The sequence below is a fragment of the Arthrobacter sp. E1SS-5 genome (assembly GCF_057073715.1).
Window position 1 is genome coordinate 37,052 of sequence record NZ_CP172703.1, and the last position, 13,222, is coordinate 50,273.

The 13,222-nt window shown below is 67.3% G+C and carries 16 protein-coding genes and 1 pseudogene; 4 read left to right on the top strand and 13 right to left on the bottom strand.

Annotation, left to right across the window (positions count from 1 at the left end; genetic code table 11):
* Window positions 1-609 (bottom strand): DUF6919 domain-containing protein, encoded by a 609-nt coding sequence (locus tag ACIGJD_RS00185; protein ID WP_483687762.1) that lies wholly within the window; start codon window positions 607-609, stop codon window positions 1-3.
* A 54-nt stretch (window positions 610-663) separates the two neighbouring features.
* Window positions 664-1,293: a hypothetical protein gene (locus tag ACIGJD_RS00190; RefSeq protein ID WP_483687763.1), complete on the bottom strand. Its 630-nt coding sequence runs from the start codon at window positions 1,291-1,293 to the stop codon at window positions 664-666.
* 163 nt (window positions 1,294-1,456) lie between these two features.
* Here ACIGJD_RS00190 and ACIGJD_RS00195 point away from each other — a divergent pair, with 163 nt between their 5' ends.
* Window positions 1,457-1,837, top strand: a complete 381-nt coding sequence (locus ACIGJD_RS00195) for a VOC family protein (RefSeq protein ID WP_221384456.1) — start codon at window positions 1,457-1,459, stop codon at window positions 1,835-1,837.
* 99 nt (window positions 1,838-1,936) lie between these two features.
* Here the strand turns inward: ACIGJD_RS00195 and ACIGJD_RS00200 are convergent, their stop codons facing one another.
* A complete protein-coding gene (locus ACIGJD_RS00200) occupies window positions 1,937-2,341 on the bottom strand; it encodes a DUF5997 family protein (protein ID WP_483687764.1) in 405 nt (134 codons plus the stop codon).
* Here ACIGJD_RS00200 and ACIGJD_RS00205 point away from each other — a divergent pair.
* Window positions 2,304-3,125 (top strand): LysR family substrate-binding domain-containing protein, encoded by an 822-nt coding sequence (locus ACIGJD_RS00205; RefSeq protein WP_483687765.1) that lies wholly within the window; start codon window positions 2,304-2,306, stop codon window positions 3,123-3,125. The genes ACIGJD_RS00200 and ACIGJD_RS00205 overlap by 38 nt on opposite strands.
* 96 nt (window positions 3,126-3,221) lie before the next feature.
* On the opposite strand, the pseudogene ACIGJD_RS00210 reads toward ACIGJD_RS00205, so the two are convergent.
* The 3 genes and pseudogenes from ACIGJD_RS00210 to ACIGJD_RS00220 all read right to left on the bottom strand — a co-directional run bounded on the left by ACIGJD_RS00210 (window position 3,222) and on the right by ACIGJD_RS00220 (window position 5,204).
* A pseudogene (locus ACIGJD_RS00210) lies at window positions 3,222-3,883 on the bottom strand (DUF3618 domain-containing protein).
* Window positions 3,880-4,311 carry a phage holin family protein gene (locus ACIGJD_RS00215; RefSeq protein WP_286400676.1) on the bottom strand — a complete coding sequence of 144 codons (432 nt, stop codon included), beginning with the start codon at window positions 4,309-4,311 and terminating at the stop codon, window positions 3,880-3,882. Before ACIGJD_RS00215 ends, ACIGJD_RS00210 begins: the two are co-directional and overlap by 4 nt.
* The gene (locus ACIGJD_RS00220; protein ID WP_483687766.1) at window positions 4,311-5,204 is read right to left on the bottom strand and encodes a hypothetical protein; all 894 of its coding nucleotides are present in this window, start codon (window positions 5,202-5,204) and stop codon (window positions 4,311-4,313) included. The genes ACIGJD_RS00215 and ACIGJD_RS00220 overlap by 1 nt, the downstream gene beginning before the upstream one ends.
* Window positions 5,205-5,479: 275 nt before the next feature.
* On the opposite strand from ACIGJD_RS00220, the gene ACIGJD_RS00225 reads away from it, so the two are divergent.
* Both ACIGJD_RS00225 and ACIGJD_RS00230 read left to right on the top strand, forming a co-directional pair.
* On the top strand, window positions 5,480-5,635 hold the full coding sequence (locus ACIGJD_RS00225; RefSeq protein ID WP_483689566.1) for a hypothetical protein: 156 nt from the start codon (window positions 5,480-5,482) through the stop codon (window positions 5,633-5,635).
* A gap of 44 nt (window positions 5,636-5,679) precedes the next feature.
* The gene (locus tag ACIGJD_RS00230) at window positions 5,680-6,081 is read left to right on the top strand and encodes a hypothetical protein (RefSeq protein WP_483689554.1); all 402 of its coding nucleotides are present in this window, start codon (window positions 5,680-5,682) and stop codon (window positions 6,079-6,081) included.
* On the opposite strand, the gene ACIGJD_RS00235 is transcribed toward ACIGJD_RS00230, so the two are convergent.
* The 7 genes from ACIGJD_RS00235 to ACIGJD_RS00265 form a co-directional block, all read right to left on the bottom strand.
* Window positions 6,078-6,365: a hypothetical protein gene (locus ACIGJD_RS00235; RefSeq protein WP_286400682.1), complete on the bottom strand. Its 288-nt coding sequence runs from the start codon at window positions 6,363-6,365 to the stop codon at window positions 6,078-6,080. The two genes, ACIGJD_RS00230 and ACIGJD_RS00235, sit on opposite strands and share 4 nt — an antisense overlap.
* 50 nt (window positions 6,366-6,415) lie before the next feature.
* On the bottom strand, window positions 6,416-7,552 hold the full coding sequence (locus ACIGJD_RS00240; protein ID WP_483687767.1) for a baeRF2 domain-containing protein: 1,137 nt from the start codon (window positions 7,550-7,552) through the stop codon (window positions 6,416-6,418).
* 161 nt (window positions 7,553-7,713) lie between these two features.
* The gene (locus ACIGJD_RS00245) at window positions 7,714-8,058 is read right to left on the bottom strand and encodes a hypothetical protein (protein WP_483687768.1); all 345 of its coding nucleotides are present in this window, start codon (window positions 8,056-8,058) and stop codon (window positions 7,714-7,716) included.
* 34 nt (window positions 8,059-8,092) lie between these two features.
* Window positions 8,093-9,343: a D-arabinono-1,4-lactone oxidase gene (locus ACIGJD_RS00250; RefSeq protein ID WP_483689555.1), complete on the bottom strand. Its 1,251-nt coding sequence runs from the start codon at window positions 9,341-9,343 to the stop codon at window positions 8,093-8,095.
* A gap of 43 nt (window positions 9,344-9,386) precedes the next feature.
* Window positions 9,387-10,292, bottom strand: coding sequence for a pentapeptide repeat-containing protein (locus ACIGJD_RS00255; RefSeq protein ID WP_483687769.1), 906 nt, complete (start codon window positions 10,290-10,292; stop codon window positions 9,387-9,389).
* 31 nt (window positions 10,293-10,323) lie between these two features.
* A complete protein-coding gene (locus tag ACIGJD_RS00260; protein ID WP_483687770.1) occupies window positions 10,324-12,090 on the bottom strand; it encodes an amidase in 1,767 nt (588 codons plus the stop codon).
* Window positions 12,087-13,190, bottom strand: a complete 1,104-nt coding sequence (locus ACIGJD_RS00265) for an agmatine deiminase family protein (RefSeq protein ID WP_483687771.1) — start codon at window positions 13,188-13,190, stop codon at window positions 12,087-12,089. Before ACIGJD_RS00265 ends, ACIGJD_RS00260 begins: the two co-directional genes overlap by 4 nt.
* Between the last annotated feature and the right edge of the window lie 32 nt (window positions 13,191-13,222).

Consider the following 13,222-nt stretch of genomic DNA (forward strand, 5'->3'; position numbering starts at 1 on the left):
CTAGGGCTGCCCCGCCCTTTTCAATGCCTGCTGGACCGCCGGCAGCAGGACGTCGTTGCGTCCCCACACCGGATCCAGGATCTCCACATACCAGGAGTCCGCGAGCAGCAGGGCCAGCGCATCGTTGGTTTCGTCCGCCCAGTCCCTGATCTGCGCCTCGTCAACCGGGTTTTCGCTGGAACCAAGCACCGTGGTGACCTCCGTGCCCGCCAGGGTTACGGGAATGGCGGCGCTGCTTGCCTCACCCGGCGCGTGGGCCACGGTGACCAGCTCGGTGCGTGTGGAAAGGGCCAGCAGTTCACTGGCGGTGCCGGCGCTGCAGAAACCCGTGACATACTCCCGCTGCGCAGCACCGTCAGCGAGGATGCCCGGCTGGGACTCCTTGGTGAACAGCCCGTTGCGGTTCAGCTCCGCCAACGCTGCGGCCAGCGCGACGGTCTCAGGGTCGAAGCCGGGGGCGAAATGCCCCGGCTGGTACGAACTCCCACCCTCCAGCCATCGGGCGGTCAATTCCCCGGCGGCCTCCAGGGTGGTAGCCTGCCGCCACACTCCACGGTCCTCCAGCAGCCGGCCGTACTGGTCATGGGCGGGCAGTTCCTCAGGCTTCATCTTTGGATGCTATCGCCGGGCCTCCGGGCCGATCCAATGCCGGCGACACGACAGTTAACCTCGGCCCGCCTGCTCCGCGGGCAGGGCAGCCGGAATGCCCGCTGCCCGCTCGGCCGCTGCCAGTGACGCGGCCAGGCTTCCCACAGCATCCGGATAGCCCTTGTGCGCGGCCGTCCGCAGCTGGTCCGCAGCCCGCATGGACTTGATCAGCGCGGACGTTTCCGGCAGCCGCACATCGGTCAACGCCGGATAGTCGATGTTGCACGCCGGATCCAGCTCGTAGCGCCGCCACCGCAGCATGATTCTGTCATGCTGCAGCAGGGCCTCCTGGTGGGCAGCAACCCGCTGCTGTTCCTCCTTGCGCGCTGCACGGCGTGCCAGGAACTTCGGAGTGCCGCGGTAGGCCGCAATACCTGCTGCGGCGGCCGCCCCTGCCAGCACCAAACCCGCCCACGGCGACACCAGAGCCGGAATGATCAGCGCGGGAAGGGCCACACAGGAACCCAGGAACAGGTCCCAGAAAAGCTGGTCGGTCCCTTGGGATGCGGTCTTCGTAGGAGCCAGGGCCCGGCGCCGGACGACAAAAACGGTGGCGCCCACGCCGGCAACCAGCACCGGACCACACAGCAGGACCGCCCACGCCCCATGAAGCAGTCCCTGCATCAACGATTCCGCGACTGACATCCTGCACCTCCGGCGCCCGGCATTCCCCATAAGACCCCGGCCCCGGCCGGAACGCCCGGGCTGGTCCTTCCATTGCACCGTGTTCGGTGCACAGCGTCAATGGGAGGTGAATAGGGGAAACAGGTACTGCAAACGTTCAGGACCTGGCAGGTACCGTGGGTCCATGCGACTTAAAATGTGCAGCATCCATGTCCAGGACCCTGCGGCGGCCCACGCCTTCTACACCGGGACGCTGGGCTTCGACACGCTCATGGCCATGCCGGAGTACAACCTCTACATCATCAAGGATCCGGGAGCGGATGACAGTTCGGTGGGGCTGCTGCTGGAGCCCAGCGACAACCCCATCGGCGCCAACTACATGAACGCCGTACGCGAGGCAGGGCTGCCGGCCATCGTGTTCGGGGTTCCGGACGTGCAGGCGGAGTACGACCGGCTCGTGGCTGCCGGTGTCAGCTTCAAGACCCCGCCCACCACGGATCCGTTCGGGACCAGCGCTGTGTTCGACGACGGCTGCGGCAACTACGTCCAGATCCATCAGGACTGACGCCGCGGGATGCAACAGAAGCTTGTCCGCGAATCCCGACGTTCAAGGTCCTGACGGGCGGACAAGCTTCTGAAACGCGGCTGCGGTTACTGGGCTTGGTTACTGGGCCTGCGCGCGGTCCTTCTTCGCCTGCTTTTTGGCGGCCTCTTCCTTGACCCGCTGGGCTTCGGCGCGGACGGCAGCGTGCGTGGCGCGTTCGGTGACCAGCCACTGTGGCGGGGCCTGCAGCAGCGCGGTGATTTCCGCCGTCGTGAGCGCTTCCTCCACGCCGCCGCGCGCCAGGCCGCTGATGGACACGTTCAGCTTCTGGGCCACCACGGGGCGGGGGTGCGGGCCGTTGCGGCGCAATTCGGCCAGCCATTCCGGCGGGTTGGCCTGGAGCTCGGCGAACTCCTCGCGGGTGATGGTTGAATCCTGGAACTCCTGCGGCGTGGCCGGGAGGTAGATGCCAAGTTTCTTGGCAACGGTGGCCGGCTTCATGGACTGGGAGTTTGCAGAGGTCATGCTTCAAGGGTATCCGGGCGGCGGGTACTGTGAAGACGTGCCAGCCGACGATACCCCCACGCAAGACGCCCCCGCTGCCCCGGAAGAGGCGGCCCCGCGGGTGCTGCGCATCGCCTACGTGGCCGGGGTAACGCCGGGCAAATGGATCCGCCGGTGGGAAGAGCGGATGCCGCATATTCCCCTGCAGGCATTTATGGTCGACGGCGATGCCCAGCTTGGGCCGCTGCGGGACGGCAGCGCGGACATGGGCTTTGTCCGCCTCCCCATCGAGCGGGAGGGCCTGAGCGTGATCCCGCTGTACGAGGAGCAGCCGGTGGTGGTGGCTCCCAAGGGCCATGAAATTTCGGTGTTCGAGGAAGTGCCGCTTGCCGACCTTGCGGAGGAATCGTTTCTGGATGTGGCCGCGCTGGGCGGGCCGGAGGCCGCACTCCAGGTGGTTGCCGCCGGCGCCGGCCTGGTGATCCTTCCCATGGCGGTGGCCCGCCATTTCAACGTCCAGGACACCGTTGCCCGCCGTTTGACGGGCGCCGACGGGACGGTAATTGCCCTGGCCTGGCCCACCGAGGCCACCGACGAGGTGCTGGAGGAGTTCATCGGCATCGTCCGCGGACGCACCGCCCAGAGCTCACGGCAGCCCTCTGCCCAGCCGGCAAAGGTGAAGAAGGAGCCCAAGCCTGACCGCCGCGGCACCGCCGCGAAGAAGGCTCCCAAGGTGGCGCAGCGCTATGCACCCAATCCGGACAAGGGCCGCGGGCGGGGGTCCCGGAAAAAGGGCAAACGCTAGCCGGGGTTTGACTGGCCCGGTTTAGCCGCCGGACAACGACGAAGCCGGACCGCGCATGCGGTCCGGCTTCGTTGTTGTCCTGCTTAGCCACGGAGACTAGGTGTTTTGGACGTTGTCTTTGGCGTCGGTGGCGCGGTCTTTGACGTCGGTGGCGGCTTGTTGGCCTTCGGTTTTGACGTTTTGGGCGGCGTCGGTGGCGGTGGCTTTGACGTTTTCCATGGCTTCCTGGGCGGGTTCCTTCAGGTCCTGGGCGACGGTTTTGGCGGCGTCGGTGACCTGGGTTGCCAGGGGTTGGGCTGCGGTTTTGAGTTGGTCCGCGGCTTCGCGTTCTTTTTGGCTTGCCGGGATCAGGGAGGAGACCAGCAGCCCGGCGCCGAAGGCGATGAGTCCTGCGGCGAGGGGGTTGCCTGCGGTTTTGGCTTTGACCTGGTCCGGGGCGGCGGAGACGGTGTGGCCGGCGTCGGAGAGTTTGGCCGAGACGGTGTCTCCTGCCTGGTGGAGGCTGTCCCCGGCGGTGTGCATGGCGTTGGTGGTGTGCCCGGCGCCGGTGGAGGTGGTGTCGTGGACTTTGGTGGTGGCGGTGTCTGCGGCTCCCATGATTTTCTCCTTCACCCCGGTCACGCATCGCGGACTTTGTCGGTTTGGCGGTGGACGATGTTGGACGGGGTGACTTTGTCGGCGACGGCGTCCACGTTGGTGCCCAGGCGTGCCCGGGTGGCTTCGATGTCTGCTCGGATGACGTCAGGGTTTTCGCTCATCGGTTTACCTCACCTGGTTTTAGGGTTGGGGGAATTTCTGAGAGGGTTTCCCCTGTCTGGGGCAGGCCCTTGATCTGCTTGAGTTCCTTGCGGCCTACCGAGGCCAGGACCGCGGCGATGATCGCCCAGATCACGGCGACGATCAGCGCGGCCCAGCCCAGGGCCATGACGGCGCCCAGGGCCCACATCAGGGCCAGGGAGAGGAAGAGCAGGACGAAGTGTCCGCCCACGCCGGCGCCGGCGAGCATGCCCGCGCCCTTGCCTGCCCGGGAGGTGGACTGTTTGAGTTCGGCCTTGGCCAGCTCCACTTCCTGGCGCATCAGGGTGGACAGGTCCCGGGTCACATCCCCAAACAGTTCGCCCAGGGACGCGTTGTCCGCTTTCACATGCGCCGCACTGGGCGGCGGCTCAGGAATCTGGCTACTCATCACAGACCACCCGTTCCGTGGCGGCCGGTGCCGGAGGTGCCTTCGCTGCCGAAGGTTTCTTCACCGGTGTACACGCCGTTTTCGGCCCGGTAGGGGTCGTCCTCGAAGCGAAGCGGGGATTCATCTGCGGTGCCCGAGGGCAGAGTGCTGGTGGAAACAGGGGCTCCGCCCACTACCGGCTCGTCGAAGAGGTCATCGGTGCCGGCGGCGTACACGGTCTCCTGGTGCAGCGGCGCTACCGGCGGCGACTGCACGGCCCGGTGCTGGCCGCTGCCCTGAGTCGAGCCTGCCTGGATCTGTCCCTGGGCTTCCGGGGCGCCTGCGGTGAGGCCGCGGGTGAGGCGGCCGGCCAGGACGCCGGCGCCTGCCGCGAGGAGCAGGAAGGTGCCGGGGCGGTTGCGGGCGAAGCGCGTGACCTCGTTCAGGAGGTCACCGGGCTCGCGGTTCTCCAGCCAGGACGCCACCGTGGAGGTGCGCTCTGCAGCCTGCCGGACCAGATCGCTTGCCACGCCCTGCTGGTCCGGTGCACTGGCCATGCTGTGGAGCTGGCTGGAAATGTTGCGCATGCCTTCGGCCGCCTTCTGCTGCTGCGTGCCCGCCTGGCTGGTCAGCCCCGACTTGGCCTGGTGCAGCAAATCCTGCGCGTTTGCCTTCGCCTCATGTGCCACGTTCGCGGCCTCACCCTTGGCAGTTTCGGCTACTCCCTGGGCGGCAGATGCAGCGTGCCCGGCCACGTTGGAAGCCTCTTCCTTCGCTGCCTGGGTCTTCGAGGTATCGCCCGGGCCTGCAGAATAGGAGGCCTGCCCGGGAGCTACCTCTGTTGCACCGTACGGATCGGTGATGGCCGGGTCGGCGCCGGTGTGCGGGGTCTGGGGCCATTGGTTCTCTGTCATCTTCGCTCTCTTTCAGAAAGGGTTAGCTGGCGATCAAGAACCAGCAGTGCTGGCGACTTAGTAAGCAAGGTTACTAATTAGATACTAAGCACACTTCCCATTTCGATTGCAAGGGGTAGGACGTGCGTTTTCGTGCTGGGGAGTGGTAGGCGCGGAAGCTGCCCGATTGCCGGATAGTAAGCCTACTTGCGAATATGTTGCTAAGCATGCTTATTGTAGGGGTGTAGCGACGCAGGGTGACCAGCACTTCGCCAACTACAGGAAGGCCGCGGCCGATGACCAGCAATCTCGATCCGGACGCCCGGAGCAGCTACCGCCTGATCACTTTGGCGGCCCGGCTGATCCAGCGGCGGCAGGACGATGCACTGGCCCCCCTTGGCCTCACCCGTGCGGCAGTTATTGCATTGGAAGGCCTGACGGGGGACCACTGAACCAGGAACAGCTCGCAGACGCGATCAGGGTCCAGAGCCAGACGCTGGGGCGGGTCCTTACCCGCCTCGAAGCTACGGGACTCATTACCAGGACCCGCCATGCCTCCGACCGCCGGCAGCTGAAAGTTGAGTTGACGGAGGCCGGTGTTGAGGCTGTTGAAGCGGCGCGGCAGGCCGAGGTCAATGCCTACCCGGATGATCCGGAGATCGAATGGAAGGTGCTCCGGGATGAACTGACGAAGTTTGTGCGTGCAGTGCCGCTTAGCCGCAACGCCGGGGTTGTCCCGTTTGCCCCACCGGAACACCGGTCCGGACACCGACCCCAGACCGGGCGGGCAGCGGGCATGCGGGGCTGGGAACAGCCACGCCAGAACTCAGCTGTCCCGAAGTTCCTGGCTGAGAGAAGCAGTGGCCGGCCCCAACGGGCCGGCCGCTGCTTTCTCTAACCTTTGTCTTCCGGTTCCTCCTCCAGCAGGCCGCGCTGCGCAAGGTCTGCGGCATCGGCCGCCTCCGGCGGCAACGGATCCGTAGCCGGCGGAACGTCGCTGGGGGCATAATCAGCCAGCCCCGCCGCCACCCGCTCCTGTTCCGCGGCCTTCTGGTAATCGTCGTCGTCAACGTCTTCCGGCATCTTGCCGTGGCCCGTGCGGGTGGGAGTGGGAAGCGCGTCCTCCTCCGGGACCATTACGCTGTCGAGGACATCATCCGGGTTTTCATCTGCAGTGCTCATGGTGCACCTTCCAATTGATGGTTCGGCGAAAATCAGCAGGATTTACGAATTTACGACGACGGGACGTGCGGTCCCGACGACCAGCGCAGCAGTGCCGCGACATGGACGCCCTCAGGCAGGACCGGCCCCGGGACCAGGAGGACGCGGGCGTCGGTCAGCGCGGCGGCCCGAAGCAGCGCCGCCGGGGCGGGTACTTCGCCCAGGACTTCCGCGCTTAGGGCCTCCTCCTTGGCTGTGGCGATCCATGGTTCCGCGGCCAGGGCCAGCATGGTCCGTTCGGACAGGGCTGCGTCATCCAGGATCAGGGTGTCTACCTGCGCCTGCTGCAGGGCATGCACCACCGCTCCCACCCCATGGGCGGCCTCCGGGTTGGCCTGCCCTTCCTGGACCGCCAGCCTGTCCATCACGTTCTGCTGTTCCTCAGCCCACACTTCGGCGACGTGCTGGTTGACCTGGTCCTCCAGGTTGGCGCTGTCCGCGCCACCGGTATGGGTGTGGGAATCCACCTCGGACACAAGGGCCTGGCTGGCCTCGGAGAGGTTGTCCTTGACCAGGCCGCGGGCCCGGATATCGCCGGCGAGGACGATGAGCCGTGCACCGCTGGCGCGGGCTACCCTGTCTATCTCGCCTGCCACTTCATCCGCGTTGCGGCGCCAGACGTCCTCGGTGTGGTGCTGGAACCGCAGTTCCGACCAGCCTCCGCCGTGGAACTTGTGGATGTTCTCGGATTCGCCTTCCACTTCCCGTACGCTGCTGGGAGCCCCGGCACCGGCCCGGTACAACCGGATCTCGCCGTGTTCCCGGCTGACTTCCGCCACAACATACGGCAGTTCTTCCGGCCGGTGCTTGACCAGGGGCAGCAGGTCCGGGACGGGCTCCATGGCCACCCGTTCGGGAAGGACCAGGTCGCCGGGAAGTACCTCGTTGACTTCGGCTTTACCGCCGTGGACCAGGACAAACCTTGAGACGGGGGCGGGCAGCCCTGTTGCCGGCTGGAGTGCCTGCTCCATTGCCTCAATGTCAGCTGCGGCTGCCCCCTGTGCCTCCAATTCGGCCTGCGCGTTCCCAGGCCTGACGTCGCCGGCTTCCAGGGAGTCCACTGTTCCGGTTCCGGCTGGAACATAGGCGGTGCACCAAGGGCCGGGGCGACGGTACAGGTCGGCATATTTCTGCAGGCTGGTGGTCACTGTTCCCCCTCCCCGGCGCTGAGCGGAGTGGAAGAGGTGGTAACGCGTTCTGCCATGACGATCTCCTTCGCGAGCGATTTAGTATCACTGGCTTACTAGTTCGTCACTTCACCGTAGCACCAACGGGCGGGCGGCTGAAGGGCCCTGCGGCCCCTTCCAGCTCAGGCGTGGCAGGCGTCCTTCAAGGCCCGGACGGAGTCCTCCGGCACCTGGTCCCCGGCCTCGGCGATCCGGTCCAACGGCGTCGTTATTTCCGCTGGGACACCTGCCGTCCGCGCTGCCGAAACCAGGCCGGCCAGGGCCTGCCGGTCCGAAGGGCTGACCAGGCCGTCTTCCACCAGGGTGCAAATTTGCCGATTGACTTCCTGCGCGGCGCTGGAGGCGGCTTTGGACGCGGCCTCGCTGGCCGCGCTGCCCGCCGCCTCCCCGACGGCGCCGCAACCGGTCAGCAGCAACAGCGCGGTGGACAGAGCAGCAGCGGAGGCGGTGGCGTGGCGAAAGATCATGCCTCCACCGTACCGGGGGGCTACAGGCCGGCGGCTACCGGCGGGCCGGGACGCCCAGGATGCTGTCCAGCAGCGCGTTCCGGAACTTGCCCTCAGGATCGTGCCCTGCGGCGAAGGAACGGAAGTCGGCGAAGCGCGGGTACAGCCTTTCCCAGTCGTGCCCGCCGGGGGTGAACAGCTTGCCCCAGTGCGGCCGGGCCCCGAAAGGCCGCAGGGCGTCCTCCAGGACGGGGAGGAACGCCTCAACCTCCGGCTGCAGCGGCTTCCAGGTGAAGTGCAGCGCCACGCTCTGCTGCCGGTAGAACGGACTGAGCCAGAACTCGTCAGCGGCGCCGGTGCGTACTTCGGAGACGAAAAGCAGGGGTGAAAGCTGTCCGGCCAGCCCGCGGACGGCCTGCAGGGCGGCGGGGGCGTGCTCCAAGGGAAGAATGAACTCGCTCTGGAGTTCATCTCCATTGCTGGGAGTGAATTCGTGCCGGAAATGCGGCAGCCGGTCCAGCCACAGCCCGGGTTCGTCCAGCTGTGCCGTGCAGTTCTCCGCGGACAGGTCGGGCAGGGGGTGCCGCGGCCGCAGGGCGGCGGTTGCGCCGAACAGACCGGGAAGCGCCGGCTCTTCGTCCAGGGCCTTGAGCCAGACCTGGTTGACGGTGTCACCCGCGTAGTCGGTAAACAGGCTCACGCTGTAGGCGGCGGACACGATCGTGTTGAAGTCGGCCAGGGCGTTGTCCCACGGCAGGTCCTCGAGGACGCGCTGGCGCATCGTGAAGCTGGGGCGCACTGAAAGCTCCAGTCCGGTCACGATGCCCAGGGCCCCGATGCCCACCACGCTGGCCAGGAACTCATCCCCGTCAGCCCTGGTCAGCGTGACCTGCTCGCCGGAGGCGCGGACCAGGTCGATGGACTCAACGGCGCCGGCAAGTGACGGGTTGTTGACGCCGGAGCCGTGCGTGCCTGTCTGCACCGCGCCGGCCACCGAGATGTGCGGCAGCGAGGCGAGGTTGTGGATGGCAACCCCGGCTTCCTCGAGGTTCCGGCAGAGCGCCCCGTAGCTGACCCCGCCGCTCACGCGCACCGTGCCGCGGTTGGAATCCAGGTCCACCTGCTGCGGCAGGGCATCGAGGAGCACATGGACGCCGTCCGTGTCACCCACCCGGTTGAACGAGTGCCGGGACCCCAGTGCCTTGACGCGCGGCGATTCAGCCACGATGGCGGCCAGCTCCGCTACGGATTCCGGCCGGCGGACATCCGCGGACGAGTATTCGAGGTTTCCTGCCCAGTTCTTCATCGAGTGGCTTTCGGTTGGCATCGGTTTCCTCCCACTGTCAGCGCTAACATTCCGGGCTGTCAAGGCGCTTCCGCTGGCTGGGCGGAACCGGGAGGGCGGCAGCCGGCGGTGGCGGCGACAGGATCCAATGGTCGGGCCGTTTGAGCCCGGCGGGGAGGCGTGTGGACAGGCTGCCGCGGGCTGCGGCGATTTGTGCCTGGGTGAGGAAGAGCGCTTGGCCAAGGTCGGCGTTGTCGAGCCTTGCGTCGCGCAGGTCGGCTCCGAGGAGGTCCACCGCCGTCAGGTCCGCGCCCCGGAGGTCGGCGGCGATCAGGCATGCGCCGCGAAGATCCGCACCGCACAGCACGGACCCGCGCCGGTTCGCTCCGGCCAGGTCGGCGTCCGGTGCCAGGTCGTTGCGTTGCGGGCCGTCGGCCAAGTACCCGGCGCGGACCTCCTCGCTGACCCACCGCAGCGCTTCGCCCACCTGCAGGTGGAGGCTCCCGACGTCGGCCGCGAGTACGTGCTCCAGGGGGCCTTCCGCCACCTCCCGGACCTTTGCCTGGAGATGGCGCACCTCGTCGGCGGCATCCGGACTGTACGCAACCGCCTCTGCCTGCGCCAGGTGCCACAGCATTTCGTGCAGCTGGCGCAGGACCCTGAAGGCGGCGAACATGTCCGGTGCTGAACCCGGGTTGTCCCGCCAGCTGGTGCCGTGGAACAGCCGCTGGCTGACGGCCTGCCCGGCGCCGAAGCAGTCGAACACCGTGCAGCCGGCAAAGCCGCGCGGCCGGAGCCTGTCATGGATGGTGCAGGAAAAGTCTGCGGCCAGGTTGGGGCAGGGGGTGGCCGGCGGCTTGTCGATGGCGAAGTCCGCCGAACGGGTGAAGCCGAACGCCGTGCAGCACAGGGCAAAGCATTGCGAGCAGTCGGGCCGAAGGGCAGCCTGGTGGGCAAGGGGCCGTGCCATCCGCCCAGACTACCCACTGCCGTGGATTGAGTCAGTCCCCTTTTCGCGCAGGTGTGGTGCGGGGCGGCGGGACGCGTCGGCGGCCGGTGGCTTCGAACGCTGCCGCCAGGCGAAGGAGTTCCGTGTCGCTGTACGCCTTGCCCGCGATGGTGAGGCCCACCGGCATCGCGATGTCCGCCGCGAGGCCCATGGGAACGGTGACGGTGGGAATGCCCAGATGCCGGGGGACCAGGTTTCCGTTGGCCACCCACACGCCGTTGCGCCAGGCGATGTCTGCCGAACTTTCATTGGTGTCCGCGTCTGCCGGAGCAACATCTGCGGCCGCGGGGAACACCACCGCGTCCAGGCCCAGCCGGTCCATCCACTCCTCCAGGTCCACGCGGCGGGTTTCCTCAAGCCCCGCCAGGCCCTCGGCCAGGTGCGGGATGTCAGCGAGGACAGGAATGCGGTGCTCCCGGATCCACGCGGGGTAATCCGCGATGTCGTCGTCGAATCCGTCGTAGCGGTCCGGCAACGCGCCTTCCGGAGCGGGGAAGATGGCGGAACCGTCGACGTCGGCGAGGCTGTTTAGCTGTGCGTCGCCGTTGGCAGCCAGGAAGTCATTCCATGCCCAGGCCGACAGGTCCACAATCTCGTGCCGCAGATACTCCGGGGACACCAGGCCCCGGGTGGCAAGGGTTGGTGCACCGGGACGGTCGCCTTCGTAGTTGGACACCACCGGGAAGTCCACCTCCACCACCTCGGCGCCGGCCGCCTCCAGGTCACGGCGGGCCGCAGCCCACAGCTCCAGGATGGAGGCGCGGGTTTCGATCCGTTGGCCGGTGGGGCCCCCGATGCCTGGAGCCTCAGCTGTTCCGGCGTCGGGGTCGGCATTCATGTACATCCGGGGAATGCCCAGCCTTTTGCCCGCGAGGACGGCCGCGGCGGCAGTCGCGTCCGGGACGGCCAGGTCAACGTACGACGGCGGGCGGACGGCGGATGCCCTGGGCACCTCGATCCAGGGCTGGACACGCCAGAAGTCCCCGCGGGTCTGGGGGTCGTCCGCCACCACCACATCCAGGACTTCCAACAGGTCCGCCATGGTCCGCGTGTGCGGAACCACCACGTCCATGGTGGGGACCAGAGGCCAGTTGCCCCGGACGGAGATGACACCGCGGGAGGGTGTGTAGGCGCACAAAGCATTGTTGGACGCCGGCGCCCGGCCCGAGGACCAGGTCTCCTCGGCCAGGCCAAAGGCAGCGAAGCTGGCCGCGGTTGCAGTTCCGGAACCGTTGGACGATCCCGAAGCGAACGCGGCCGTAAGGAAGCCGGCATTGTAGGGACTCTCAGCCCGCCCGTATACCCCGCGCTGCATACCTCCGTTGGCCATGGGCGGCATGTTGGTCAGCCCGATCAGGACCGCACCGCCGGCCCGCAGGCGCTCGATGGTGAAGGCGTCCCGCTGCGCCACCAGGTCCTTGAAGGCCGGTGAGCCCGCAGCAACGGTGAGGCCTTTGACCTGATAGCTGTCTTTTGCGGTGTAGGGGATACCGTCCAGCGGGCCAAGTGTGAAACCGGCCTCGCGGCGCCGGTCCGAGGCCTGCGCCTCCGCAATGGCGTCAGGGTTCATGACAACCACTGCATTCAGGCATATGCCCGAAGAGTCATACTTCTCGATGCGCTCCAGGTAGATGCGGACCAGCTCCTCGCTGGTTACCTCACCCGCATGGAGGGCAGCCCGAAGTCGGCTGATGCCGGCTTCCACCACATCAAACTTTGCCGCCGCCTCCGGCTTCCGCGTCTGCTCCGCCGTTTTCATGCCGCACCGCCTTCCCGCGGGGCCGGCTGCTGCTGCGTGATGCAGTGGATGCCGCCGCCAAAGGCGAAGATGTCCCGTGCGTCCACCAGTTCAACGGTGCGCCCGGGGTAGGCGCGTTCAAGGATGCCGGCCGCGATAGCGTCGTTGGGATCATCGAAACTGCAGAGCACCACCACGTTGTTGGCCACATAGTGGTTGATGTAGGACCAGTCCACCCAACCCTCATCGTCCTTGAGCGTGGTGGGGGCCGGAACGTCGATGATGCGCAGCGGCCGACCCTGCGCGTCCAGTTGCCCGGCAAGGACAGTCTTCAGTTGGAGGTAGACCGCGTGGTCCGGGTGGGCGGGGTCATCCTGGCGGTGCAGCAGGATGGTGCCCGCTCCGGCAAAGGCCGCAACGATGTCCACGTGGCCGCGGGTCCCGAATTCGTCGTAGTCCCGGGTGAGCCCGCGGGGAAGCCAGATGGCTTTGGTGGTGCCCAGTGCTGCGTGGATTTCCGCCTCAACCGATTCCTTGGTGGCCCCGGGATTGCGGCCGGGATCCAGTTGGACCGTTTCGGTCAGCAGCACGGTCCCTTCACCGTCCGCATGGAAGCCGCCGCCCTCATTCACCAGGGCGGATGCCCGGACCGGCACGTTCGCGCCCGCCGCAATCCCCCGGGCCACCTCCTGGTCCTTTCCCCAGGCGGCCCAGTCCTGGGCGCCCCAGCCGTTGAAGATCCAGTCGACCGCGGCCAGTGAGCCGTCGGCGGCATGGACGAACGTGGGGCCGCTGTCCCGCAGCCAGGCGTCATCGAGCGGCACCTCCACCACGTCGATGCCGCTGCCGAGCCATTCCCGGGCAGCGGTGGCGTCCCGTGGATCTGCGACAACGGTGACGGGTTCGTAGCGGGCAATGGTGCGGGCCACCTTGGTCCAGGCCGCCCGTGCCCTGTCCAAGGTGGAGCTTCCAACGGCGCCAAAGGTGGCATTGGGCGGCGGGAAGGCCATCCAGGTGCGCTGGTGCGCCTCCCACTCTGCGGGCATGTGGGTTGCGGTATCGGTTACAGCACGGTCAGGGGCGGCGTTGCCCGGGACGGGGGCGGAATAAATGAATGCCATTCATTTATTATGGGGACGGTCGCGAGCCCGCG

What these genes read in the sequence shown, in the direction of transcription:
- ACIGJD_RS00190 (WP_483687763.1), bottom strand. Translation starts at nt 1,293, where the DNA reads ATGTCAGTCGCGGAATCGTTGATGCAGGGACTGCTTCATGGGGCGTGG.
- ACIGJD_RS00260 (WP_483687770.1), bottom strand. Translation starts at nt 12,090, where the DNA reads ATGAAAACGGCGGAGCAGACGCGGAAGCCGGAGGCGGCGGCAAAGTTT.
- ACIGJD_RS00200 (WP_483687764.1), bottom strand. Translation starts at nt 2,341, where the DNA reads ATGACCTCTGCAAACTCCCAGTCCATGAAGCCGGCCACCGTTGCCAAG.
- ACIGJD_RS00185 (WP_483687762.1), bottom strand. Translation starts at nt 609, where the DNA reads ATGAAGCCTGAGGAACTGCCCGCCCATGACCAGTACGGCCGGCTGCTG.
- ACIGJD_RS00245 (WP_483687768.1), bottom strand. Translation starts at nt 8,058, where the DNA reads ATGATCTTTCGCCACGCCACCGCCTCCGCTGCTGCTCTGTCCACCGCG.
- ACIGJD_RS00250 (WP_483689555.1), bottom strand. Translation starts at nt 9,343, where the DNA reads ATGAAGAACTGGGCAGGAAACCTCGAATACTCGTCCGCGGATGTCCGC.
- ACIGJD_RS00220 (WP_483687766.1), bottom strand. Translation starts at nt 5,204, where the DNA reads ATGACAGAGAACCAATGGCCCCAGACCCCGCACACCGGCGCCGACCCG.
- ACIGJD_RS00265 (WP_483687771.1), bottom strand. Translation starts at nt 13,190, where the DNA reads ATGGCATTCATTTATTCCGCCCCCGTCCCGGGCAACGCCGCCCCTGAC.
- ACIGJD_RS00225 (WP_483689566.1), top strand. Translation starts at nt 5,480, where the DNA reads ATGACCAGCAATCTCGATCCGGACGCCCGGAGCAGCTACCGCCTGATC.
- ACIGJD_RS00215 (WP_286400676.1), bottom strand. Translation starts at nt 4,311, where the DNA reads ATGAGTAGCCAGATTCCTGAGCCGCCGCCCAGTGCGGCGCATGTGAAA.
- ACIGJD_RS00235 (WP_286400682.1), bottom strand. Translation starts at nt 6,365, where the DNA reads ATGAGCACTGCAGATGAAAACCCGGATGATGTCCTCGACAGCGTAATG.
- ACIGJD_RS00195 (WP_221384456.1), top strand. Translation starts at nt 1,457, where the DNA reads ATGCGACTTAAAATGTGCAGCATCCATGTCCAGGACCCTGCGGCGGCC.
- ACIGJD_RS00255 (WP_483687769.1), bottom strand. Translation starts at nt 10,292, where the DNA reads ATGGCACGGCCCCTTGCCCACCAGGCTGCCCTTCGGCCCGACTGCTCG.